This is a genomic window from Pseudomonas sp. LBUM1672, from assembly GCF_059695655.1.
The window spans coordinates 263,712-286,217 of the sequence record NZ_CP166781.1 but is presented as its reverse complement, the minus strand read 5'-3'; the positions used below and the strand labels follow the sequence as shown (position 1 = coordinate 286,217).

Genomic DNA, 22,506 nt, shown 5'->3' with positions numbered 1-22,506 from the left:
ACCCTTGAATTCTTCAACCCTTTCGGATGCGCTTCAGATGCCTGCCCCCTTCCGCCTTACGCCCGTCACCCTTGGGCTTTCTGCTTTTCTGTCTGCCGGTTTCACCTGCGCCGCGACCACCGTTTTACCCGAAACCTCAATCAGTGCCGAAGCAGAAGTCGACGATCCGCGAGTGAAGGAAACCAGCACCGCAACCCGCACCGCGACACCGGTACGCTACGTGCCACAGGCCATCGATTCGATGAAAACTTCGAACGTCTCGGATTACGGCACCAATGACCTGGGCACCGCGTTGAGTGGCATCCCCAACGTCAGCAGCGGCGCCGACACCCGTTTCGACAGCCTGCGCATCCGCGGTTTCGACGCCAGCAACGACTTCTACCTCGATGGCATTCGTGACGACAGCCAATACGTGCGCGACTTGCACAATATCGAGCGCATCGAAGTACTCAAGGGCCCGGCGGCCGTTCTGTACGGTCGTGGCAGCCAGGGCGGGATCGTCAACCGGGTCAGCAAACTGCCCGAGTTTGGCCGTCGTTCGACCATCGAAGCCCAAGGCGGCAGCGATGACTTGCGCAGCCTTTATGCTGACCTCAGCACCGATCCGTCCGAGAACATCAGCCTGCGCCTGAACATGGGCAACATGGATCAGAACAGCTTCCGCGATGGTGTCAGCGGCAATCGCCAACTGTTCGCGCCGTCGATGAGCTGGCAACTGACGCCGGACCTGAACTGGCTGGTGCAGTACGAATACAGCCGCTACAACCGAACGCCGGATCGCGGCATCCCCGGCGTCAACGGACGCCCGGCAGACGTAGGACGCGATACGACCTATGGCAGCGAGCACGATTTCATCGACGACAAATCGCAATCCCTGCGCTCCAAACTCAGCTATGAACTCAGCGACAACTGGCAGCTGCGCCACACACTGGGCGTGTTCAAGCTCGACAGCGATTTCGACAACACGTACCTGACCGGTTACACCCCGGCCACCAACAAGGTCACGCGCCAGCATTGGCAGCAAGACCTGACCACCCGTAACGTCTATAACAACGTCGAACTGGAGGGCGGTTTCAACACCTTCGGTCTTGAGCATCGCCTGCTGACCGGCATCGAGATCGGCAGCCAACGCCGCGATCCGACCTTGTACACCGCGGCCCCTTCCGGCCGAGGTAGCTCGCCGGTGCCGGCGCTGGACCTGTACAACCCGAATCGCGATCTGCGTCATACCGGGCGCATGCAGGTGTCCAGCGCCAACCACACGGAAGTCGAAAGCCGTGCGGTGTACGTACAGGATCAATTGCGCCTGAACGACCAATGGCAATTGCTGGCCGGTCTGCGCTACGACACCTTCGACATCGAATCGACCAACAAGCTGCGCAACATTTCCGAAGACCGTGACAGCCACAGCACCAGCCCGCGTGTAGGCTTGGTCTGGACGCCGCTGCAGAATCACTCGTTCTATGCGTCCTGGACCAAGACATTCTCGCCAGTGGGCGGCGGCTTGATCGGCATCACCCCGGGTGTTGCCGGTAATAGCAACGACTTGAGCCCCGAGCTGACCAAGCAGAAGGAAATCGGCGTGAAGAGCGACTGGCTCGACGACCGCCTGAGCACCACCCTCGCGATCTACGAACTGGAACTCTACAACCGTCGCACCAGCGATCCGCTCAACCCGACCATCACGTTGCTCTCGGGCCTGCAACGTTCCCGCGGGATCGAGCTGACCGGCACCGGCAAAATCGCCGGCAACTGGTACGTGCGCGGTGGCGTCGGCGTGCAAGACGCGACGGTCGAGAAGGACAACAACGGCTTTGAAGGCAAACGCATCAGCAACGTGGCCAAGCACAACGGCAGCCTGTTCCTGACCTGGAAACCGGAAATGGGCTGGTATGCGGAAACCGGGTTGACCCTGGTCGGCCAGCGTTATGCCGATAACCTCAACACCGTCGTGCTGCCGGGTTATGGCCGTTGGGATGCACTGGCCGGGTTCCGGCAGAAGGACTGGGACTTGCGCGCGGCGCTGAACAACATCAGCGACAAGACCTATTACTCGTCGGCCACCAGCGCCGCACAGATACAACCAGGCGAACCGCGTAGCCTGGTGGTGACTGGCACCTATAGCTTCTAAACACCACAGGATGTCCACACCAACCCCCTGTGGGAGCGGGCTTGCTCGCGAATACGGTGGTTCAGTCAACATAGATGCTGAATGATCTACCGCAATTCGCGAGCAAGCCCGCTCCCACAGGGGGTTGGTGGTGACCAAAAGTCTGTATTTCAAAAAACCATCGCCCATAAAAAAGCGCCGCCCTCCCGGCAGCGCTTTTATCAATCCTTTGTTTATTCTTCTTATCCTTCCATCACATCCCACAACGCTTCCAGTTCCGCCTCGCTGAATAAACCAGCGGGGTAACGCTCGATCATCATCCGGCGCGGATCAGGTTCTCTGATCTGACGCGTTCCATTGGACTTCAACCAGTGCGCAAGAACCTGGAGCGATTCGCTATTAACTGCCAGGGGATGCAATGCCCGCTCGCTCACTACGTTCACTTCGGCGTTCATTTCGGCGCTCTCTCCCGGTTTGTGAGCGGCTAACTTATCCAAGGTTTATGACAGAACATCGAAGTCCTCCCCCTCCCTGTTTCACCCCATACCAGATACAAGAGCTGTGCCAATATTTCTCAAGTGTCGACAAGCGGATACAAAGAAGCCCGCAGTCCCTTTCGGGCTGCGGGCTTCTTGATGAACGGCAGGGATAAACCGGTGCCTTGGCGGTTTTACAACCGGGTCAGGCTGTTACAACCCCACTCACTCCTTGTGCGGCGCCGGCTGTTGTTGGGTAAGGCAGTGGATGTTACCGCCCCCCAGTAACAGTTCGCGGCCCGGCACCATCACCACTTCATGCTGCGGGAACAGCGCCTGCAGAATCTCTTTGGCCGGACCGTCCAATGGGTCGTCGAAGCTCGGCGCGATAATTCCGCCGTTGACGATCAGGAAGTTCACGTAGGAACCGGCCAGACGGACGGTCGGATTACGTTCCTGAGTCCCGTCCACCGGATCCACACCGGCGCACTCTTCCTCGGTCGCATATAGCGGTCCCGGGATCGGCATCTTGTGCACCGTGAATGGGCGACCCTTGGCATCGGTGCTGCTTTCCAGCACCTTCATTGCCGCCTGGCAGCGCGGGTAGTTCGGGTCCTGCGGGTCATCGGTCCAGGCCAGCAATACTTCACCCGGACGCACGTAGCAGCAGAAGTTATCCACATGGCCGTCGGTTTCGTCGTTGAACAAACCGTCCGGCAGCCAGATGATTTTATCCACGGCCAGGTTGGCGCTGAGCACCGCCTCGATGTCTGCACGATTCAGGTGCGGGTTGCGATTGCGGTTGAGCAAGCATTCTTCGGTGGTGATCAGAGTGCCTTCGCCATCGACGTGGATCGAACCACCCTCAAGCACGAAGCCCTCGGTGCGGTAGCGCTGGCTGCGCTCGATCTCAAGGATCTTGCCGCCCACCTGCGAGTCACGGTTCCATGGCGAGTACAAGCCGCCATCGAAACCGCCCCACGAGTTGAAGTCCCAATTCACGCCACGGACTTCGCCGCTGTTATTGATGACGAATGTCGGGCCAGTGTCGCGAACCCAGGCGTCATCGCTGGACATCTCGACCACACGAATATTCGGCACGTCGAGACGGGCACGGGCGTTTTCGTATTGGCCGGCGGATACCGCCACGGTCACCGGTTCGAAGCGGGCGATGGCTTTGGCCACGGCCACGTGCGCGGTTTGTGCGGGTTTGCCGCCCAGGCGCCAGTTGTCCGGGCGCTCCGGCCAGATCATCCAGGTCTGGGTTTGTGGCGCCCACTCGGCGGGCATGTAGAAGCCGTCGGCGCGCGGGGTGCTGTTTAAAGTGGTCATGCGGTCAGGACTCCAGGGAACCGTCGAGGGTTTTGATCGCATTGTATAGGTTCGGGCGACGATCACGGAACGAACCCCACGCACTGCGAATGTTCTCCAGTTCGTCGAGGTCGAAGCTGTGAACCAGCACGCCTTCTTCGGTCTTGTCGAGTTCCTGGACCTTCTCACCGAACTGATTGGCAATGAACGATGAGCCATAGAACGTGATGTCGTAGCCGTCCTGTTCTTCATTGCCGATGCGGTTGCTGGCGATCACTGGCATCAGGTTGGCGCCGGCATGGCCCTGTTGCACGCGCTGCCAGTGGTCACGGGAGGAAATGGTTTTGTCGTGCGGCTCGCTGCCGATGGCGGTCGGGTAAAACAGGATTTCCGCGCCGAGTAGCGCCATGCTGCGGGCGCATTCCGGGAACCACTGGTCCCAGCAGATGCCCACGCCGATTTTCGCGTAACGGGTGTTCCAGACTTTGAAACCGGTATCGCCCGGGTTGAAGTAATACTTTTCGTGATAGCCCGGGCCGTCCGGGATGTGGCTTTTACGATAAATCCCGAGGTTGCTGCCGTCGGCATCGATGATCGCGATGCTGTTGAAACGCGCGCGGCCCGCCAGTTCGTAAAAGCTGATCGGCAGCACCACTTGCAGCTCCTTGGCGACTTTCTGGAAATGCTTGATGGCGACGTTGTCTTCAACCGCCGTGGCCAGTTGCAGGTAATCCGGATTCGGCTTCTGGCAGAAGTACGGCGCCTCGAACAGTTCCTGGATCAGGATGATCTGCGCGCCTTTGGCCGCGGCCTCACGAACCAATTTCTCAGCGGTCTCGAGGTTGGCTTCAAGGTCCCAGGAACAGGCCATCTGGGTGGCAGCGACGGTAACGATACGGCTCATGAATCATCTCCGGGCAAGTGCTTAACGTTGGCAGTGTCGACTTTATAGCCGATAAATATCGACTTTAAAAGCAAACAATCTTCCACCCGTCTATTTTTATGCACTTAATCCCGATAACAATCGAACTACAACATCACCCCTGTGGGAGCGAGCCTGCTCGCGATGGCGGTTGAACATTTAACATGTGAATCGACTGATCCGCCGCTATCGCGAGCAGGCTCGCTCCCACAGGGATAGGTGTTTACAGGCCTTCCGCGAGGACTTTCGAGAGCATGTCGACAAAGAAATCCACACTCCGCCGCGAAGTCACCATCGGCGGTTTGATCTTGAGCACGTTCAGGTAATCCCCCGTCGGCTGCATGAAAATCCCCAACTCCCGCAAGCGATCACACAACGCCGCAGTTTCTTCAGTCGCCGGCTCCAGAGTCTCGCGATTGCGGATCAGCTCCACGCCCAGATAGAACCCGGAACCATGCACCGCGCCCACCAACGGATGAATATCGATCAACGCTTCAAGCCGCTCCTTGAAATACCCGCCTACCACCTGAGCATTTTCCCAGAGCTTTTCTTCTTCCATCACATCCAGCACCGCCATGCCGATCTGGCAACTGACCGGACTGCCGCCCGCCGACGAGAAGAAATACCCCTCAGCCTCCAGCGCCTCGGCGATTTCCCGGCGAGTGATCACCGCGCCCAGCGGCTGGCCGTTGCCCATGCCCTTGGCCATGGTGATGATGTCCGGCACCACGCCCTGCTCTTCGAAGCCCCAGAAGAAGTGACCCATGCGGCCGTAACCGACCTGCACTTCATCGGCGATACACACACCACCCTGCGCGCGAACCAGCGCATAGACCTGTTTCAGATAACCCGGTGGCAGCGAGATCCCGCCGGCATTGCCGTACACCGGCTCACAGATAAAACCGGCCAACTGGCGTTTCTGCTCGGCGATTTTTGCCAGGTTGTGTTCGACGCTGCGCACGTAGTCCGGTGCGCTGCCCGGGCCACGGAATTCGCCGCGATAGATATTCGGCGCGGTCACCGGATGCACCCAATCGGGACGGCTGCTCAAGGCTTTCGGGTTGTCGGCAATCGAGGTCGAGACCGCGTCCGCGCCCACCGTCCAGCCGTGATAGGCCTCCAGCACGCTGAGCATGTCGCGACCGCCGCTGTAGGCCCATGCCAGGCGGATCGCCAAGTCGTTGGCCTCGCTGCCGCTGTTGACCAGAAACACCCGGTCCATGCCCTCCGGCGATAACTTCAGCAAACGCTCGGAAAACTCGGCCACCGCGGCGTAGTTGAAGCGTGAGTTGGTGTTGAGCAACGACCACTGACGACTGGCCACAGCCGCCATGCGCGGATGACCGTGGCCGAGCACCGCGACGTTGTTGAGCATGTCGAGGTAGGAGCGGCCCTGCATGTCGATCAGGTGATTGCGCCAGCCGCGTTCGATGCGTGGCGGGTCGACGTAATAGTGCTTCTGCGTGCGCGCGAAACTGGCGTCGCGACGCGCCAGCAACGTCTGCGAATCGAGCTCTGCTTCAGCATCGCAAGCCAGTCCCAGCAGTGCCGCTGGTGACGGACACAACGCTTGCCAGGCCGCAGCGCGAGACGGTGTGCAAAACAACGGTGCATCGAACGAAGCGCCGCGGCTCAACTGCACGATCAATGGCCCGCTGACCGCGCCCAACACTTGGCCTTTGACCAGCGCCGCACCGACGTGCAGCGACGGCGTCACGCCCCACAACCGCACACTCAGTTGCGGACCGTCCAGTTGCAGCACACCCGCCGTCGGCTGATGAACCACGCCGGCAAATGGCGACTCGACCGCCGTGCCGTTGGGCACTCGCAACTCCACGTGCAACGGGCAAGTGTCGGGTTCAGCGGCACTGTCCGGTTGAGTGCGAGACAAACGATATTGACCATAACGGCTGGCCGCCAGGCCGTGCGCCGCAGCCGCTTCAGTCAGCAAACGCTGATCAACGCCCTCCTGCTCCCAGTTACCGGCTTCAAAATGCGGGCTCAGCACGCCCAGATCGATCAAGGCAAATTCACGCCCGACCAGGCTCGGCAGCAATGGCGCGAAACCTTCGCTGCCAATGCTCGGCAGCGTCTGGCCGACTGACGTCAGAATCGCCGCTTCCATCAATACCAGCGGCAACGACGTGGCCACGCGGAAGATCTCCCACTCGTGGGTCAGGTTGTCGCGGCTGTAATCATTGCCCGGATCAATGCTGACCTGCTGTTCGCCGCTCAGCACCAGCACCGCCGCGCGCGCGACGATCAGCGGCCATAACGCCAACAATTCTTCATGGGTGAGCGGATTGACGGCGTGATACGCCTGAACCGCCGGCAAGATATAAAACGGATCGCCAGCGGCGTGGTGCAGCAATGCCGCGCAGGTAACCGACAGATCGGTAATGCGCCAGGTGCGGATCAGGTCGCCGAAATCAATCACGCCCTGCAACTGCCACTGGCGTTGCGAGTCGCGCTGCCAGACCACGTTGTCGTCAGTGATGTCCATGTGAATCGCCTGCACCGGCAGCTTTTCCACCAGCGGCTGCAAATGACGCTCGGCCCGTTCGGCCACGTCGGCGATCAACCGGCGTTGTGCGTCATCCTTGATCACCGGTAGCAAATGACCGATCAGCGCATTGGCGTGGCGGGCGTCCCATTGGAGAGTGCGCTCAAGGCCCGGATGCTCGAAAGCGGCCAGCGCCAGGTCCATTTCGCCACAAAGTCGACCGAAACCGGCCACCACCGAACCGGGCAGATGATCGAGGTGGGTCAGCGACTGGCCTTCGATGTAATCGAGCAAACGCACATGCACGGCCTGACCACCGACTTCCAGGGTCAGCAGGTCAGCGCCGTTTTTGGCAGGGATCACTCGCGGCACATGCACTCTGGATTTCTCAGCCAAATGCTTGAGCCCGGCATGCTGGGCTTGCAGCTCCAGCGCCGAATAGTCGCCCCGGCAGATTTTCAGGACAAAACGCCCCTCATCACTGTCGACCCGGAAGTTCAGGTCCTGCTGGCTGCCCAGGGCGTGCAACCTGCCGCTCAACCCGTAATGCCCCTCCAGCAGCTCTAGCGCTTGCTCCGCAGACACTTGCGGGCTGGGCAAACTGGCGCGGTGAATCAACGTGGCGAGCGGCATACAACGACCCCTGAAGTTTTATTAGGCGCCTATATCGCCACTGCATCGGTCGATAATCAACCCCCCCGACAGCGCGGCAAATGCCAATTACGACCAACAACCCTCTTGCACCGCCCTGCTCCTGCCGACAAGCTATGCTCATTCGCTTTATCGTCTTACAGAAAAAGGCTGGCCAACATGCGTATTCTCATCACCGGCGGTGCCGGTTTCATTGGCTCTGCCCTGATTCGCCACCTGATTCGGCACACTGAGCATGAAGTGCTCAACCTGGACAAACTGACCTACGCCGGCAATCTCGAGTCGCTGACCAGCATTGCCACCGACACCCGCTACGAGTTCGTCCAGGCCGATATCGTCGACCAGGCCACCGTGAGCGCGGTACTGGCACGCTTCCAGCCGCAGGCGATCATGCACCTGGCGGCAGAATCCCACGTCGACCGTTCTATTGACGGTCCATCGGATTTCATCCAGACCAATATCGTCGGCACCTACAGCCTGCTGGAGGCGACTCGCGCCTACTGGCAGACGCTGGCCGAGCCGGAAAAAAGCGCCTTCCGCTTCCATCACATCTCTACCGATGAGGTCTACGGTGACCTGCACGGCGTCGATGATCTGTTCACCGAAACCACGCCCTACGCACCGAGCTCGCCGTACTCCGCGAGCAAAGCGGCGTCCGACCATCTGGTCCGCGCCTGGCAGCGCACCTACGGCCTGCCGGTATTGCTGACCAATTGCTCGAACAATTACGGGCCGTTTCACTTCCCGGAAAAACTGATTCCGCTGGTGATCCTCAACGCCTTGGCCGGCAAGCCTTTGCCTGTTTACGGTAACGGCCTGCAAGTACGCGACTGGCTGTTTGTCGAAGATCACGCCCGGGCGCTGCTCAAAGTGGTCACCGAAGGCGTGGTCGGCGAGACCTACAACATTGGCGGTCACAACGAACAGAAGAACATCGACGTAGTGCGTGGCATCTGCGCGCTGCTTGAAGAACTGACGCCGAACAAGCCTGAAGGCGTGGCGCACTTCGCCGACCTCATTACCTTCGTCCAGGACCGTCCGGGTCACGACCTGCGCTACGCCATCGACGCGAGCAAGATCGAACGCGAACTGGGCTGGGTGCCGGAAGAAACCTTCGAAACCGGCCTGCGCAAAACCGTCCAGTGGTACCTGGACAACCTTGAGTGGTGTCGCCGCGTTCAGGACGGCAGCTATCAGGGCGAACGCCTGGGCGCCATCAATACCAAGGAGCTGCTCGCATGATGAAAGGCATCGTTTTGGCCGGTGGCTCCGGTACGCGTCTGCACCCGATCACGCTCGGCGTCTCCAAACAGCTGCTGCCGGTGTACGACAAACCGATGATCTACTACCCGATCTCGGTACTGATGCTGGCCGGCATCAAAGATATTTTGCTGATTTCCACGCCACAGGATCTGCCGCAATACCGCAACCTGCTGGGTGACGGCAGCCAGTTCGGCGTCAACTTCAGCTACGCCGAACAGCCGTCGCCGGACGGTTTGGCCCAGGCTTTCCTGATTGGTGAAGCATTCATTGGCGACGACCCGGTGTGCCTGATCCTCGGCGACAACATCTTCCATGGTCAGCACTTTGGCGATCAGTTGAAAAACGCCGCCATACGCCCTTCTGGCGCCACCGTATTTGGCTATTGGGTCAAGGATCCAGAGCGTTTCGGCGTGATTGATTTCGACAGCGAAGGCCGGGCCCTGTCGATCGAAGAGAAACCGAAAAAGCCGAAATCCAGCTATGCCGTGACCGGCCTGTATTTCTACGACAACGATGTGATCGAGATCGCCAAAGCAGTGAAGCCTTCGCCTCGCGGTGAGCTGGAGATCACCGACGTCAACAATGCCTACCTCCAGCGCGGTGATCTGCAGGTCGAGCGCTTCGGTCGCGGTTTCGCCTGGCTCGACACCGGCACCCACGACAGCCTGCTCGAAGCCTCGCAGTACGTGCAGACCATCGAGCACCGCCAGGGCCTGAAAGTTGCCTGCCTCGAAGAAATCGCCTACGAAAATGGCTGGATCAACCGCGAACAGCTGCTGGAGCGCGCCAGCTATTTCGGCAAGACCGGCTATGGCCAGTACCTGTTCAAACTGGCCGGGGAAGAACAATGAATGTGATTGAAACCACCCTGCCCGGCGTGCTGATCATCGAACCCAAGGTGTTCGGTGACGAGCGCGGCTTTTTCTATGAAAGCTTCAATGCCAAGGCGTTTGCAGAAGCGACAAGCCTGAACACGCAGTTTGTTCAGGACAATCATTCCCGCTCACAGAAAGGCGTGCTGCGCGGCCTGCACTATCAGCTGGAAAATACCCAAGGGAAACTGGTGCGGGTAACCGCCGGTGAGGTGCTCGACGTCGCGGTGGACATCCGTCGCAGCTCGCCGAATTTCGGTCAGTGGGAAGCGGTGCGACTGTCCGCAGAAAACCATCGCCAACTCTGGGTGCCGCAAGGGTTTGCCCATGGGTTTGTGGTGCTCAGCGATTTTGCCGAGTTTCTCTACAAGACCACTGACTATTACACGCCGTCCGCCGAGCGTTGCATTCGCTGGGACGATCCGACCCTGGCCATCGACTGGCAACTGGAGGAAGCGCCCAAGCTGTCGGCCAAGGATCAGAACGGCAAGAGCCTGAAAGAGGCCGATCTGTTTCCATGAAAATTCTAATCAGCGGTCAGCACGGTCAGGTTTCGCGTGAGTTGCAGCTTCGCCTTGGTGCTGTTGGCGAGTTGATTGTGCTGGGGCGAGATCAGCTCGACCTAGCCAAACCGGAACAGATTCGCCAGCAGGTTCAGCACATTCGCCCGGACCTGATCATCAACGCGGCGGCTCACACCGCAGTCGATCAAGCTGAAAGCGAGCCCGAGCTTGCGTTTGCCATCAACGCGATTGGCCCGGGCATCCTGGCCGAAGAAGCAGCGGCGCTCGGCATCCCGCTGATTCACTACTCCACCGATTACGTGTTCGATGGCAGCAAAGCCGAGCCGTACAACGAAGCCGACGCGCCCAACCCGCTCGGCGTTTACGGCAACAGTAAGCTGGCCGGCGAGCAAGCGATCACCGCAGTACAAGGTCAACACCTGATCCTGCGGACCAGTTGGGTCTACTCGACCCACGGCCGCAATTTCCTGCTGACCATGCAACGCCTGCTGCAAGAGAAACCGGAGATGCGCATTGTCGCTGACCAGATCGGCGCGCCCACCTGGGCCGGCACCATCGCTGCCAGCACTCTCGCACTGATCGAACGCTGGCAGGCGGGACAAGCCGGTGCCTGGGGCACTTATCACCTGACCGCTCAGGGTGAAACCTCCTGGTTCGGTTTCGCCCAGGCCATCGGCGAAGCGCTGCGGGAACAGGGCAAGCCTTGCGCCAACCTGCTGCCGATCCCCTCCAGCGATTATCCGACGCCGGCCGCCCGGCCGCTGAACTCGCGCCTGGATTGCAGTCGCCTGCAACGCGAATGGGGTGTCAGTCAGCCTGACTGGCAATCCGCGCTGCGCGAGTGTCTTGCCGAGCAAGCCTAGGCATAATGCGCCTGTACTCACAGGCGCCCGATGCTCATGACTCCGACCCTCCCTCCCAGACCCCGCTGGCGCAGCCTCGCACTGCTTGCACTGTGCCTGGCGCCATTGCTGTGGCCGCTGGAGCATCTGGCCGAGCGTTATTACCGCAGCGAACTGGCCGGGCAAAACCGTCAGACCCTCGACCTGTACGTCGCCAACCTGCTGGGCACGCTGCACCGTTATGAAGTGTTGCCGCAGATCCTCGGCGATCTGCCGGCCCTGCGCGCGGTGCTCGGGGCGCCGGATGACAGCGTCACCCAGGGCAATGCCAATCGCCTGCTGAAAAACATCAGCGCCCAGACCGGCGCCGAAGTCATGTACCTGATGGACACCACGGGCAAGACCCTCGCCGCGTCGAACTGGGACAAGCACGACAGTTTCGTCGGGCGCAATTTCTCCTTCCGGCCGTATTTCAGCGAAGCCATGGCCGGACGGCTCGGGCGCTTTTTCGGTTTAGGCACAACGTCGGCCAAACGCGGCTATTTCTTCGCCGCCGCTGTGCGCAACGGCGAAAAAATCATCGGCGTGCTGGTGGTCAAGGTCGACCTGGACCACACCGAAAGCCTGTGGGGCAAAACCCCGGAACAACTGCTGCTGACCGACCATAACGGCGTGGTCATCCTCACGTCGCGGCCTGAGTGGCGATTCCGCTCGACCCGACCCTTGAGCGAAGAAGAACGCAAAGCGATCACCGCGATTCAACCGTACCCGACCCGCGACCCGAAACCGTTGAGGCTCAACCCCAACGCCTGGCTGACCCAAACCCAGCAGATCGCCGAAACCGGCTGGAACGTCAGCATCCTCGCCCCGCGCACGCTGATCGATCGACCGGTGCGTACGGTCGTCGCCATTGGCGGCGCGACGTTGCTGGTGTTGATGCTGCTGCTCGGTCTGATGATGCAGCGTCGCCGCCATTACCTCGAACGCATTGCCTTCGAAGCCAAGGCCCGGCACGAACTGGAAGGCCGGGTCGCCGAGCGGACCAGCGACCTCGAAGGCCTAAACCGTCGACTGAAACAGGAAGTGCTGGAGCGCGAACACGCTCAGCAGGAACTGGTGCGCGCCCAGGACGATCTGGTGCAGGCCGGCAAGTTGTCGGCGCTGGGGACCATGTCGGCGAGCATCAGCCACGAATTGAATCAACCGCTCGCGGCCATTCGCAGCTACGCGGAAAACGCCGAGGTGCTGCTCGATCATCAGCGCACCGACGATGCCCGCGGCAACCTCAAGCTGATCAGCGAACTGACCGGGCGCATGGCATCGATCATCGCCCACTTGCGCGCCTTCGCCCGGCGCGATCGCCATGCGCCGGAAAGCGTCGCCCTGCAACCGGCGCTGGATGACGCGCTGGCGTTGCTGGCCAAGCGCCGGCGCAGCATGGAAGTCGAACTGATCCGCGATTTGCCGGCGGCCACATTGTGGGTCGAGGCCGGGGAAACCCGTCTGCGTCAAGTGCTCGGCAACTTGTTGGCGAACGCGCTGGACGCGCTGACCGAGAAAGGTCCGCCGCGTAAACTCTGGTTGAGTGCTCAATCCACCGCAGACGGCGTCACTCTGTACATTCGCGACAACGGCCCCGGCTTTTGCATGGAAGCCCTTGGTCGCGCCAGCGAGCCCTTCTACACCACCAAGACCCGCACCCAGGGACTTGGCCTGGGGCTGGCGATTTGCGAAACCCTGATGCGCGCCTTCGGCGGTGAACTGTCGTTCGCCAACCACAAGGAAGGCGGCGCCCTGATTACCCTGAAGTTGCGCGCCGGCGCACCGGGTGTAAGCCTGCAACCGTCCGAGGACCGAAGTGCATGACCATCGATAACCGTGTCCAGGTCGTGCTGATCGACGACGATCCCCACCTGCGTCAGGCCCTGGGCCAGACACTGGACCTGGCGGGCCTGAAAATCCTGCCTCTGGCCGAAGCCAAAGGCTTGGCCGGGCAACTGGAGCGCGACTGGCCGGGCGTGGTGGTCAGCGACATCCGCATGCCGGGCATGGACGGCCTCGAACTGTTGACCGAACTGCATGCCCAGGACCCGGAGCTGCCAGTGCTGCTGATCACCGGCCACGGCGATGTGCCGCTGGCCGTGCAGGCCATGCGCGCCGGTGCTTATGACTTCCTGGAAAAACCTTTCGCCAGCGACGCGCTGCTCGACAGCGTGCGCCGCGCATTGGCTCTGCGCCGACTGGTGCTGGATAACCGCAGCCTGCGCCTGGCCCTGAGCGATCGCAATGAACTGAGCACCCGACTGGTCGGGCGATCGGCCCCGATGCTGCGCTTGCGCGAGCAAATTGGCGCGTTGGCGGCGACCAAGGCTGACGTGCTGATCCTCGGCGAAACCGGTGCCGGTAAAGAAGTCGTGGCCAGGGCGCTGCACGATTTGTCGAGCCGCCGTAACGGTCCTTTCGTGGCGATCAACGCTGGGGCTTTGGCTGAGTCGGTGGTGGAAAGCGAACTGTTCGGTCACGAGCCGGGCGCCTTCACCGGCGCGCAAAAGCGCCGCATCGGCAAGTTCGAATTCGCCAATGGCGGCACGCTGTTCCTCGATGAAATCGAAAGCATGAGCCTGGACGTGCAAGTGAAATTGCTGCGATTGCTGCAGGAGCGCGTGGTCGAGCGCTTGGGCGGCAATCAACTGATCCCGCTGGACATCCGCATCATCGCCGCGACCAAGGAAGACCTGCGCCAGTCCGCCGATCAAGGGCGCTTCCGTGCCGACTTGTATTACCGCCTGAACGTCGCGCCGCTGCGCATTCCGCCGTTGCGTGAACGCGGCGAAGATGCGCTGATGCTGTTCCAGCATTTCGCCGACGAAGCCAGCGCCCGTCACGGCTTGCCGCCCCATGAATTGCAACCGGGGCAACGAGCCCTGCTGCTGCGCCACACTTGGCCGGGTAACGTGCGCGAACTGCAAAACGCCGCCGAACGTTTCGCCCTGGGTCTGGAACTCGCGTTGGATAACAACACGCAGGAAGGCGCTGCCGGTATGACGGTCGAAGTGGTCAGCGGCGGCCTGAGCGAGCAGGTGGAAAACTTCGAGAAATCGTTGATAGCCGCCGAACTGGCCCGCTCTCACAGCTCGGTGCGTAGCCTCGCCGAAGCCCTCGGCATTCCGCGCAAGACCTTGCACGACAAACTGCGAAAACACGGCCTGAACTTCGCCGACGGTGGCGCCAGCAGCCACACCGACGAACTCGATTGAGCTACCGTCAAACCATATCTTCAAACAAGAGGCCCTTGCATGAGCCGCGACAGTCGTCACCTGGAATCAGTCCTCCATCGCGATATCCCGTTGACCCGGGACATGGGCCTCAAAGTGCTCGACTGGCACGACCAGCAACTGCGCCTGCACATGCCGCTGGACGCCAACGTCAATCACAAAAGCACCATGTTCGGCGGCAGCCTGTATTGCGGCGCGGTGCTGGCCGGTTGGGGCTGGCTGCATTTGCGCTTGCATGAAGAGGGGAGTGAAGGCGGGCACATCGTGATTCACGAAGGGCACATCACTTATCCGCTGCCGGTGACCATGGATGCGATTGCGATCTGTCAGGCACCGAGCGCGGCGGTGTGGAAGAAGTTTCTGGCGACGTATCAGCGATACGGACGTGCGCGGTTAGCGTTGCATTCAAGGATCGTCAATGCTGATAGCAATGACGATGCGGTGAGGTTTACCGGGCAGTACGTCCTCCACCGGTAAAGACACAAAACCTGTGGCGAGGGAGCTTGCTCCCGTTGGAGTGCGCAGCACTCCCATTCCTGTCACCACTGTTTTCCTGGTGTAATTGAGTTGCAGGTTTTGGGGCCGCTTCGCAGCCCAGCGGGAGCAAGCTCCCTCGCCACAGGTTTGGGTGAACTCAGGATCGGGCCAGTTCCAGTAACTTCTCGCGCCACGCAGCCTTCGCCGGCAGCGCCAAAAAGAACTCATTCAACAACGATTCCCGCGCCGGATAACAAAACGGCTTCCCGCTCAAATCCAGCACTTCACCGCCTGCCCCTTCCAGCACACCTTGAGCCGCCGCCGTGTCCCACTGCGACGTCGGCGCCAACCGCGGATAACAATCCGCCGCCCCTTCCGCCAGCAAACAAAATTTCAACGAACTGCCGATACTCGCCAGTTGCAGCTCACCCAGACTGGCGCTCAACCCGGCCAGCAAGCGTTCCTGCTCGGGGCTTGAATGCCGGCGGCTGGCGACCACGGTAAACGCCTCGCCCGCAGCAGGAACGTCGCGAACCTGAATCGGCAACGCCTCGGCATCTTTATCACCACGCCACGCGCCCAGACCGGCGCCACCGACATAAAAGCGCCCGTTGGTCGGCATCGACACCACGCCAAACACCACCCGTCCCTGCTCGATCAGCGCGATATTGACGGTGAACTCTTCGCTGCCGGAGATGAACTCCTTGGTCCCGTCCAACGGATCGACCAGCCACCATCGCTGCCAGCCGGCACGCACGCTCTGGGGAATGTTAGCGTCCTCTTCCGACAGCACCGGAATACTCGGGTCCAGCGCCGTCAGCCCGTCCAGAATCAAATGGTGAGCGGCGAGGTCCGCCGCCGTCACCGGTGAATCGTCAGCCTTGGCGGTCACCGCCGTGCCGATGCGCCAGAACGGCAGAATCGCTTCGCCAGCCTTCAACGCCAGCTCAACCACCGGCGCCATCAATGGATGCGGAAAATTCATGGCAGAAACACCCCACGCTGAGTCAGCAGATCACGGGCCAGGTACAGCGCCGCCAAGGCACGGCCCTCCGTGAATCGCGGATTCTGCGCAAGGGCCGAGAGTTCGCGCAAGTTGATCTTGTCCACGCCCATCGGCTCGGGCTCGTCGCCTTCCAGGCTTTCTTCGTACAGGTCGGTGGCCAGCACCACCTGGATTTTCTGGCTCATGTAACCGGGCGACAACGACAACTCGGTCAGATGCTCCAGCTGCCGCGCACCATACCCGGCCTCTTCCTTGAGCTCGCGCTCGGCCGCCGCCAGCACGTCTTCGCCCGGCTCGATCAAGCCTTTGGGCAACGACAGCTCATAGGCATCGGTGCCGCCGCAATATTCCTCGACCAGCACGGCGTGATCCGCATCGAGCATCGCCACGATCATCACCGCGCCATACCCGGCGCCCTTGCCGACCAGGCGCTCGTAGGTGCGCTCCACGCCGTTGGAAAAGCGCAGTTTCAGCTCTTCGACGCAGAACAAGCGGCTGGTGGCGACGATCTCGCGGGCGAGTACGGTGGGTTTCTGGCGCATGAAAGGCTCCTTGGCGTAAGCGGGTTACTATACCCGGCCTATCCTGATTGTTGACCTCGGATATCTTTATTACCGCTGGAGAAGTTTTTTATGTCCCTGCTGCCCTGGCGCGACATCGACACCGTTCTGCTGGATATGGACGGCACGCTGCTGGACCTGCACTACGACAACCATTTCTGGATGGAGCACCTGCCTCAGCGTTACGCTGAGTTGCACGGGGTCAGCCGGGCCATGGCCGAGATGGAATTGCAGCCGCTGTTCGAACGCAACGCCGGGCAATTGCAGTGGTATTGCCTGGATTTCTGGAGCGCCGAGCTGAAACTGCCGGTGCGTGAACTGAAGCTTGAAACCGCACACTTGATCGCCCTGCGCCCGGATGCGGATACGTTCCTGGCGGCGATCAAACAGGCCGGCAAGCGCGTGATGATGATCACCAATGCACACCGTGATTCGCTGTCATTGAAACTGGAAAGGATTGAACTGGCGCCGTACTTCGAGCGGTTGATCAGCTCGCATGACTACGGTTTTCCCAAGGAGAATCCGCAGTTCTGGGAGGCGTTGCAGGCGGACATAGGTTTTGATCCGGCGCGCAGTCTGTTTATCGACGATACGTTGCCGATCCTGCGCAGTGCGCGCAGTTTTGGAGTGGCGCATTTGCTGGCGGTGAGTGAACCGGACAGTCGCAAAGGGCCGAAGGATACGGCGGAGTTTGCGGCGGTGGGGGATTATCGAGAGTTGATTGCCGGGCTCTGAGACCGAGTCGCTTCCATCGCGAGCAGGCTCGTACACATGGGATCTCCTTCGTACACAAATACTGTGCTCACTGAAGATCTACTGTGGGAGCGAGCCTGCTCGCGATGGCGGTCTTGAGGCTTACTCAGGAATCCGCAACGACTGCCCCGGATAGATCTTGTCCGGATGCTTGAGCATCGGTTTGTTGGCCTCAAAGATTTTGTTGTACTTGTTGGCATCGCCATACACGCGCAGGGAAATCGCGCTGAGGGTGTCGCCCTTCACGACCGTCACAAACACCGCAGCCTTCGCAACCGGCCCAGTCACTGTAATCTGGTCATCCACACTACCGACACCGGCGATATTGCCTACGGCCAGCAGGATCTTTTCCTTCTCTTCCTGACTGCTGACTTCACCCGTCACGGTGACCTTGTCGCCATCCACCGTGGCCTGCACATTCGGGTTACCCAGGCCGACCTTGTTGATGTGTTCCTTCAACTGCTCACTGGCATTGGCGTTGCCCGGTGTCAGTAGATCGATAAGTTTTTCGCCTGCTTCTTTCACAAAGCTAAAAATACTCATGGTGCACTCTCCTTGGGTTTTAGGTTCCAGACGCAAAAGCCTAGACCACGCCGGCCACTCAAGGTTACTAGCCGACCAATGACGCCGCCTCCCCCAAGCGCTAGAATCCGCGTCTTCACGCGCCCTGGAGCGAAGATGGACATCAAGCAGCTCAAATTCCTCATCGCCCTCGACGAAACCCGCCACTTTGGTCAGGCCGCGGCGCGCTGTCATATCACCCAGCCGACCCTGTCCATGCGCCTGCGCAGCCTCGAAGAAGAACTCGACCTGCCGCTGGTCAATCGCGGCCAGCGCTTCGAAGGCTTTACCGCGCCCGGCGAGCGCGTGTTGGCGTGGGCGCGTACGGTGATGGCGGCTTATGACGGCTTGCAGGCCGAGGCCGCCGCCTGCCGCGGCAATCTGGTCGGTACGTTGAGGTTGGGTGTGGTGCCGTTGTCGAGCTTCGATCCGCTGCCGTTGATGCAACGCCTGCACGCCGAACACCCGAACCTGCGCTTCGAACTCTCGGCCCTGAGTTCCGAACAAATCCTCGAGCAACTGGCGAACAATCGCCTGGACCTCGGCGTGTCGTATCTGGAGCGTCTGGACAACGAGCGCTTCGATTCCCTGGCTTTCAGCGAAACCCACATGGGCCTGCTCTACGATCAACGCTTCTTCAGCTTCGGCGAGGCGCCGTTGAGTTGGGAGTCCTTGATCGAACTGCCCTTGGGCATGCTCACCAGTGGCATGCACTTTCGCCAGTCCATTGATCACAATTTCCACAGCCGCGGCCTGACGCCACGACCGCTTTTGCAAACCGACGCCGTCCACCAATTGTTACAAGCGGTGCACGGCGGCCTCTGCTGCGCGGTGATGCCGCTAGACGGCGGCCTGGAAAACCTTACTGACCATTTGCGCCTGCAACCTATCGAAAACGCCCAGACCCTTGCCCGGCTTGGGCTGATCATGCGCCGCAGTGCTCCGCGCTCTGCGCTGGCCGAAGCCTGTTTTGCGATCTATCAGAAATCGCTGACAGCTTCTTGATCGACGTCATCTATCGGCAGATCAGTAATAGCGATTAGACGCGACATGTTGACGCGCCTAGGCTTAAAGCTGACCAAACCGTCGGTGGATGCCCATGAAAGCCAAGCGCCCTGCCTGCGCGGCGCCAGCCTTTGAAGCGCCCGCGCCCGCCGCCAGCCAGACCTACAGTTACAGCGACCTTCAATACACCGAATCGGCCAGCACCGCGCTCGCCGAAGAAGTCGCGTTGGCGATCGCTTATAACGGCATCAGCCAGGCGGTGATGTTGGTCACGCCGACGGACCTTGAAGATTTCATCGTTGGTTTCAGTCTCGGCAGCGGCATCATCGAAGACGCCTCCGACATCTATGACTTGCAACTCAGCGGCTCGGGCTCGGCGCAATACGCGCAAGTGACCATCGCCAACCGCGCATTCTGGAACCTCAAACAGCAGCGTCGGCAAATGGCCGGCACCAGCGGTTGCGGGCTCTGCGGCGTGGAAGCGGTTGAACAGGCGTTGCCAGACCTCAAGGTCTTGCCCGGCGCGCCCTTGCCACCCGCCGAGTGGCTCGATGGCCTGCGTCAGCGCATCGGTGCGTTCCAGCCACTTGGCCAGTACTCCGGCGCGGTGCATGCGGCGGTGTTCATGAACGGCCAGGGCGAATTGCTGCTGGGCCGTGAAGACATCGGCCGGCATAACGCCCTCGACAAATTGATCGGTGGGTTGATTCGCCAGAAGATCCCGACTGAAGGCGGCCTGGCGATTGTCACCAGCCGTTGCAGCCTCGAATTGATCCAGAAAGTGTTGCGCGCAGGCATCCAGACCCTCGTCAGCCTGTCGTCGCCCACGGGCCTTGCCGTGCAATGGGCCCGTCGTCACAACCTCAATCTCATCCATCTGCCCCAGAAAAATGCACCGCGGGTCTACAGCCCGGCATTGGAGAATCAAGCGTGAGTCAACACCGTCAAGCCGACCAGAAACCCGTCCCTCGCTACAAGCCCTACAAAGGCCCGGCCGGTGGCTGGGGCGCACTGGCCAGCGTTGCCCGGGCCTGGTTGACCAGTGACAACGCGCTGAAAAACCTGCGCATGATGCTCAAAACCAACAAGAACGGCGGGTTCGATTGCCCTGGTTGCGCCTGGGGCGATTCCAACGAAGCCGGCATGGTGGCGTTCTGCGAGAACGGCGCCAAAGCGGTGAACTGGGAAGCGACCAAACGGCGTGTCGACGGCGCTTTCTTTGCTAAACACAGCGTCAGTTCGTTGCTGGAACAAAGTGACTATTGGCTGGAATATCAGGGTCGTCTGACCGAGCCATTGAGCTATGACGCCGAAACCGATCGCTACAAGCCGATCAGCTGGGAAGCGGCGTTCGCCTTGATCGCCAAACATTTGCAGGGCCTGTCGAGCCCGAATCAGGCCGAGTTCTATACCTCGGGCCGAGCCAGCAACGAAGCGGCCTACCTCTATCAATTGTTCGTGCGCACCTACGGCACCAACAACTTCCCCGACTGCTCGAACATGTGCCACGAGGCCAGCGGTGTGGCGTTGGCGCAAAGTGTCGGCGTCGGCAAAGGCACCGTGACCTTCGACGACTTCGAACATGCGGATGCCATTTTTGTCTGGGGCCAGAACCCGGGCACCAACCATCCACGGATGCTCGAACCCCTGCGTGAAGCGGTTAAACGCGGCGCTCAGGTGGTGTGCATCAACCCGCTGAAAGAGCGCGGCCTGGAACGCTTCCAGCACCCGCAACACCCGATCGAAATGCTCACCAACGGCGACAAGCCGACCAACACCGCGTACTTCCGTCCGGCACTGGGCGGCGACATGGCGATCATGCGTGGCATGGCGAAATTCCTGCTGCAATGGGAACGCGACGCGCAGAAAGCAGGTGAGCCTGCGGTGTTCGACCACGACTTCCTTAATGAACACAGCGTCAACGTGCTGGAATACCTGGGCATCGTCGACGACACCTCGTGGGAGCAGATCGTCGAGCAGTCCGGCCTGCCCCTGGTAGAAATCGAGCAAGCGGCGCGGATGTACGCCAAAGGCAAGAACGTCATCATGTGCTGGGCTATGGGCATCACCCAGCACCGCCACTCGGTGGCGACCATCCAGGAAATCGCCAACCTGATGCTGCTGCGCGGCAACATCGGCCGGCCGGGCGCCGGTCTGTGCCCGGTGCGCGGCCACAGTAACGTGCAGGGCGACCGGACGATGGGCATCAACGAACGTCCACCGGTGGCGTTCCTCGATTCCCTGGAGCGGCGCTTCCAGTTCAAGGTGCCGCGTGAAAACGGGCATAACGTGGTCGAGGCGATCCACGCGATGGCCGACGGCCGCGCGAAAGTCTTCATCGGTTTGGGCGGCAACTTCGCCCAGGCAACCCCGGACAGCTCGCGCACCTTCCAGGCCTTGAGCAATTGCGACCTGACCGTGCAGATCAGCACCAAGCTCAACCGCAGCCACTTGGCGCACGGTAAAGACGCGCTGATCCTGCCGTGCCTGGGCCGTACCGACATCGACATCCAGACCGAAGGCGCGCAAGCGGTGACCGTCGAAGACTCGTTCAGCATGGTCCACGCCTCCAACGGCCAGTTGCAGGCACTGTCGAATCAGATGCGCTCGGAGCCGTGGATCATCGCCGGCATAGCTGCCGCGACCCTGGGCAGCAAACCGGTGGACTGGAACTGGCTGGTGGCCGATTACAGCCGCATTCGCGATCTGATCGCCGATACCATTCCGGGCTTTCGCGACTTTAACGAGAAGATCAAAAATCCGGGCGGTTTCTACCTTGGCAACAGTGCCGGTTCACGCAAGTGGAACACTCCGTCCGGGCGCGCCAATTTCCGCCCGAACACGCTGCCCAAAGACCTGGTGCACGAACGCACCCGCGCCACCGGCGTGTTGCCAGACTTGATTATGCAGTCGATGCGTTCCCACGATCAGTACAACACCACGATTTATGGGCTGGATGACCGTTATCGTGGCGTGAAGGGGCAGCGGGATGTGTTGTTTGTGAACGAAGCTGACATCATTCGCCTGGGCTTCAAGCCGGGGCAGAAGGCTGACATCGTTTCGATCTGGGATGACGGGCGTGAGCGGCGGGTGAAGGGCTTTACCCTGCTGGCGTTTGATATTCCTGCGGGGCAGGCCGCTGCGTATTACCCGGAAGTGAATCCGCTGGTGCCGCTGGAAAGCACCGGGGATGGCAGCCATACGCCGACGTCGAAGTTTGTGGCGATCCGGTTGGAAGCGGCAAGTGAGACCGGATTGATCTTGGCCAAGTCGGCTTAACGCGACTGCAGGTCTGGCCTCTTCGCGGGCAAGCCACGCTCCCACAGGATCCGTGTCGTATTCGAAAAATGCGTACAACACAGTTCCTGTGGGAGCGTGGCTTGCCCGCGAAGGCG

The 22,506-nt window shown here is 60.7% G+C and carries 19 protein-coding genes; 12 read left to right on the top strand and 7 right to left on the bottom strand.

Annotated elements, in window-relative coordinates; genetic code table 11:
- The first annotated feature begins 37 nt into the window (after positions 1–37).
- Positions 38–2,131, top strand: coding sequence for a TonB-dependent receptor (locus ACA053_RS01300; protein WP_497394386.1), 2,094 nt, complete (start codon positions 38–40; stop codon positions 2,129–2,131).
- A gap of 221 nt (positions 2,132–2,352) precedes the next feature.
- Here the strand turns inward: ACA053_RS01300 and ACA053_RS01295 are convergent, their stop codons facing one another.
- The 4 genes from ACA053_RS01295 to ACA053_RS01280 all read right to left on the bottom strand — a co-directional run bounded on the left by ACA053_RS01295 (position 2,353) and on the right by ACA053_RS01280 (position 7,955).
- Positions 2,353–2,565, bottom strand: coding sequence for a hypothetical protein (locus ACA053_RS01295; RefSeq protein ID WP_094469623.1), 213 nt, complete (start codon positions 2,563–2,565; stop codon positions 2,353–2,355).
- 246 nt (positions 2,566–2,811) lie between these two features.
- Positions 2,812–3,918 carry an agmatine deiminase gene (gene aguA / locus ACA053_RS01290; RefSeq protein ID WP_497394385.1) on the bottom strand — a complete coding sequence of 369 codons (1,107 nt, stop codon included), beginning with the start codon at positions 3,916–3,918 and terminating at the stop codon, positions 2,812–2,814.
- A gap of 4 nt (positions 3,919–3,922) precedes the next feature.
- Positions 3,923–4,801, bottom strand: a complete 879-nt coding sequence (aguB, locus tag ACA053_RS01285) for an N-carbamoylputrescine amidase (RefSeq protein WP_497394384.1) — start codon at positions 4,799–4,801, stop codon at positions 3,923–3,925.
- A gap of 241 nt (positions 4,802–5,042) precedes the next feature.
- Positions 5,043–7,955: an aminotransferase gene (locus ACA053_RS01280; RefSeq protein ID WP_497394383.1), complete on the bottom strand. Its 2,913-nt coding sequence runs from the start codon at positions 7,953–7,955 to the stop codon at positions 5,043–5,045.
- Positions 7,956–8,132: 177 nt separating this feature from the next.
- Here ACA053_RS01280 and rfbB point away from each other — a divergent pair, with 177 nt between their 5' ends.
- From rfbB to ACA053_RS01245, 7 genes are read left to right on the top strand one after another with little or no spacing between them, the layout of a single operon-like run.
- Entirely contained in the window at positions 8,133–9,215 is a 1,083-nt protein-coding gene (gene rfbB / locus ACA053_RS01275) for a dTDP-glucose 4,6-dehydratase (RefSeq protein WP_497394382.1), read from the top strand.
- Positions 9,212–10,087 (top strand): glucose-1-phosphate thymidylyltransferase RfbA, encoded by an 876-nt coding sequence (gene rfbA / locus ACA053_RS01270; RefSeq protein ID WP_497394381.1) that lies wholly within the window; start codon positions 9,212–9,214, stop codon positions 10,085–10,087. The genes rfbB and rfbA overlap by 4 nt, the downstream gene beginning before the upstream one ends.
- Positions 10,084–10,629, top strand: coding sequence for a dTDP-4-dehydrorhamnose 3,5-epimerase (gene rfbC, locus ACA053_RS01265; RefSeq protein WP_497394380.1), 546 nt, complete (start codon positions 10,084–10,086; stop codon positions 10,627–10,629). The genes rfbA and rfbC overlap by 4 nt, the downstream gene beginning before the upstream one ends.
- Positions 10,626–11,495 (top strand): dTDP-4-dehydrorhamnose reductase, encoded by an 870-nt coding sequence (rfbD, locus tag ACA053_RS01260; RefSeq protein WP_497394379.1) that lies wholly within the window; start codon positions 10,626–10,628, stop codon positions 11,493–11,495. Before rfbC ends, rfbD begins: the two co-directional genes overlap by 4 nt.
- Before the next feature lie 36 nt (positions 11,496–11,531).
- Positions 11,532–13,340: a sensor histidine kinase gene (locus ACA053_RS01255; protein ID WP_109635917.1), complete on the top strand. Its 1,809-nt coding sequence runs from the start codon at positions 11,532–11,534 to the stop codon at positions 13,338–13,340.
- A complete protein-coding gene (locus tag ACA053_RS01250) occupies positions 13,337–14,731 on the top strand; it encodes a sigma-54-dependent transcriptional regulator (protein ID WP_109627380.1) in 1,395 nt (464 codons plus the stop codon). The genes ACA053_RS01255 and ACA053_RS01250 overlap by 4 nt, the downstream gene beginning before the upstream one ends.
- 39 nt (positions 14,732–14,770) lie before the next feature.
- Entirely contained in the window at positions 14,771–15,226 is a 456-nt protein-coding gene (locus ACA053_RS01245; protein WP_497394378.1) for a YiiD C-terminal domain-containing protein, read from the top strand.
- 157 nt (positions 15,227–15,383) lie between these two features.
- On the opposite strand, the gene cysQ is transcribed toward ACA053_RS01245, so the two are convergent.
- Both cysQ and nudE read right to left on the bottom strand, forming a co-directional pair.
- Positions 15,384–16,211, bottom strand: a complete 828-nt coding sequence (gene cysQ / locus ACA053_RS01240; RefSeq protein WP_497394377.1) for a 3'(2'),5'-bisphosphate nucleotidase CysQ — start codon at positions 16,209–16,211, stop codon at positions 15,384–15,386.
- A complete protein-coding gene (gene nudE / locus ACA053_RS01235; protein ID WP_109627374.1) occupies positions 16,208–16,774 on the bottom strand; it encodes an ADP compounds hydrolase NudE in 567 nt (188 codons plus the stop codon). Before nudE ends, cysQ begins: the two co-directional genes overlap by 4 nt.
- A gap of 90 nt (positions 16,775–16,864) precedes the next feature.
- Between nudE and yrfG the strand changes: the two genes are divergently transcribed.
- Positions 16,865–17,527 carry a GMP/IMP nucleotidase gene (gene yrfG, locus ACA053_RS01230; RefSeq protein ID WP_497394376.1) on the top strand — a complete coding sequence of 221 codons (663 nt, stop codon included), beginning with the start codon at positions 16,865–16,867 and terminating at the stop codon, positions 17,525–17,527.
- A gap of 120 nt (positions 17,528–17,647) precedes the next feature.
- Here yrfG and lysM read toward each other — a convergent pair whose 3' ends face one another.
- Positions 17,648–18,088 carry a peptidoglycan-binding protein LysM gene (gene lysM / locus ACA053_RS01225; RefSeq protein WP_109627370.1) on the bottom strand — a complete coding sequence of 147 codons (441 nt, stop codon included), beginning with the start codon at positions 18,086–18,088 and terminating at the stop codon, positions 17,648–17,650.
- A gap of 135 nt (positions 18,089–18,223) precedes the next feature.
- On the opposite strand from lysM, the gene ACA053_RS01220 reads away from it, so the two are divergent.
- From ACA053_RS01220 to ACA053_RS01210, 3 genes are all read left to right on the top strand, one after another.
- Positions 18,224–19,111, top strand: coding sequence for a LysR family transcriptional regulator (locus ACA053_RS01220; protein WP_497394375.1), 888 nt, complete (start codon positions 18,224–18,226; stop codon positions 19,109–19,111).
- 94 nt (positions 19,112–19,205) lie between these two features.
- Positions 19,206–20,045, top strand: a complete 840-nt coding sequence (gene fdhD, locus ACA053_RS01215) for a formate dehydrogenase accessory sulfurtransferase FdhD (RefSeq protein ID WP_109627367.1) — start codon at positions 19,206–19,208, stop codon at positions 20,043–20,045.
- Positions 20,042–22,390 carry an FdhF/YdeP family oxidoreductase gene (locus ACA053_RS01210; protein ID WP_497394374.1) on the top strand — a complete coding sequence of 783 codons (2,349 nt, stop codon included), beginning with the start codon at positions 20,042–20,044 and terminating at the stop codon, positions 22,388–22,390. The genes fdhD and ACA053_RS01210 overlap by 4 nt, the downstream gene beginning before the upstream one ends.
- The last annotated feature ends 116 nt before the right edge of the window (positions 22,391–22,506 follow it).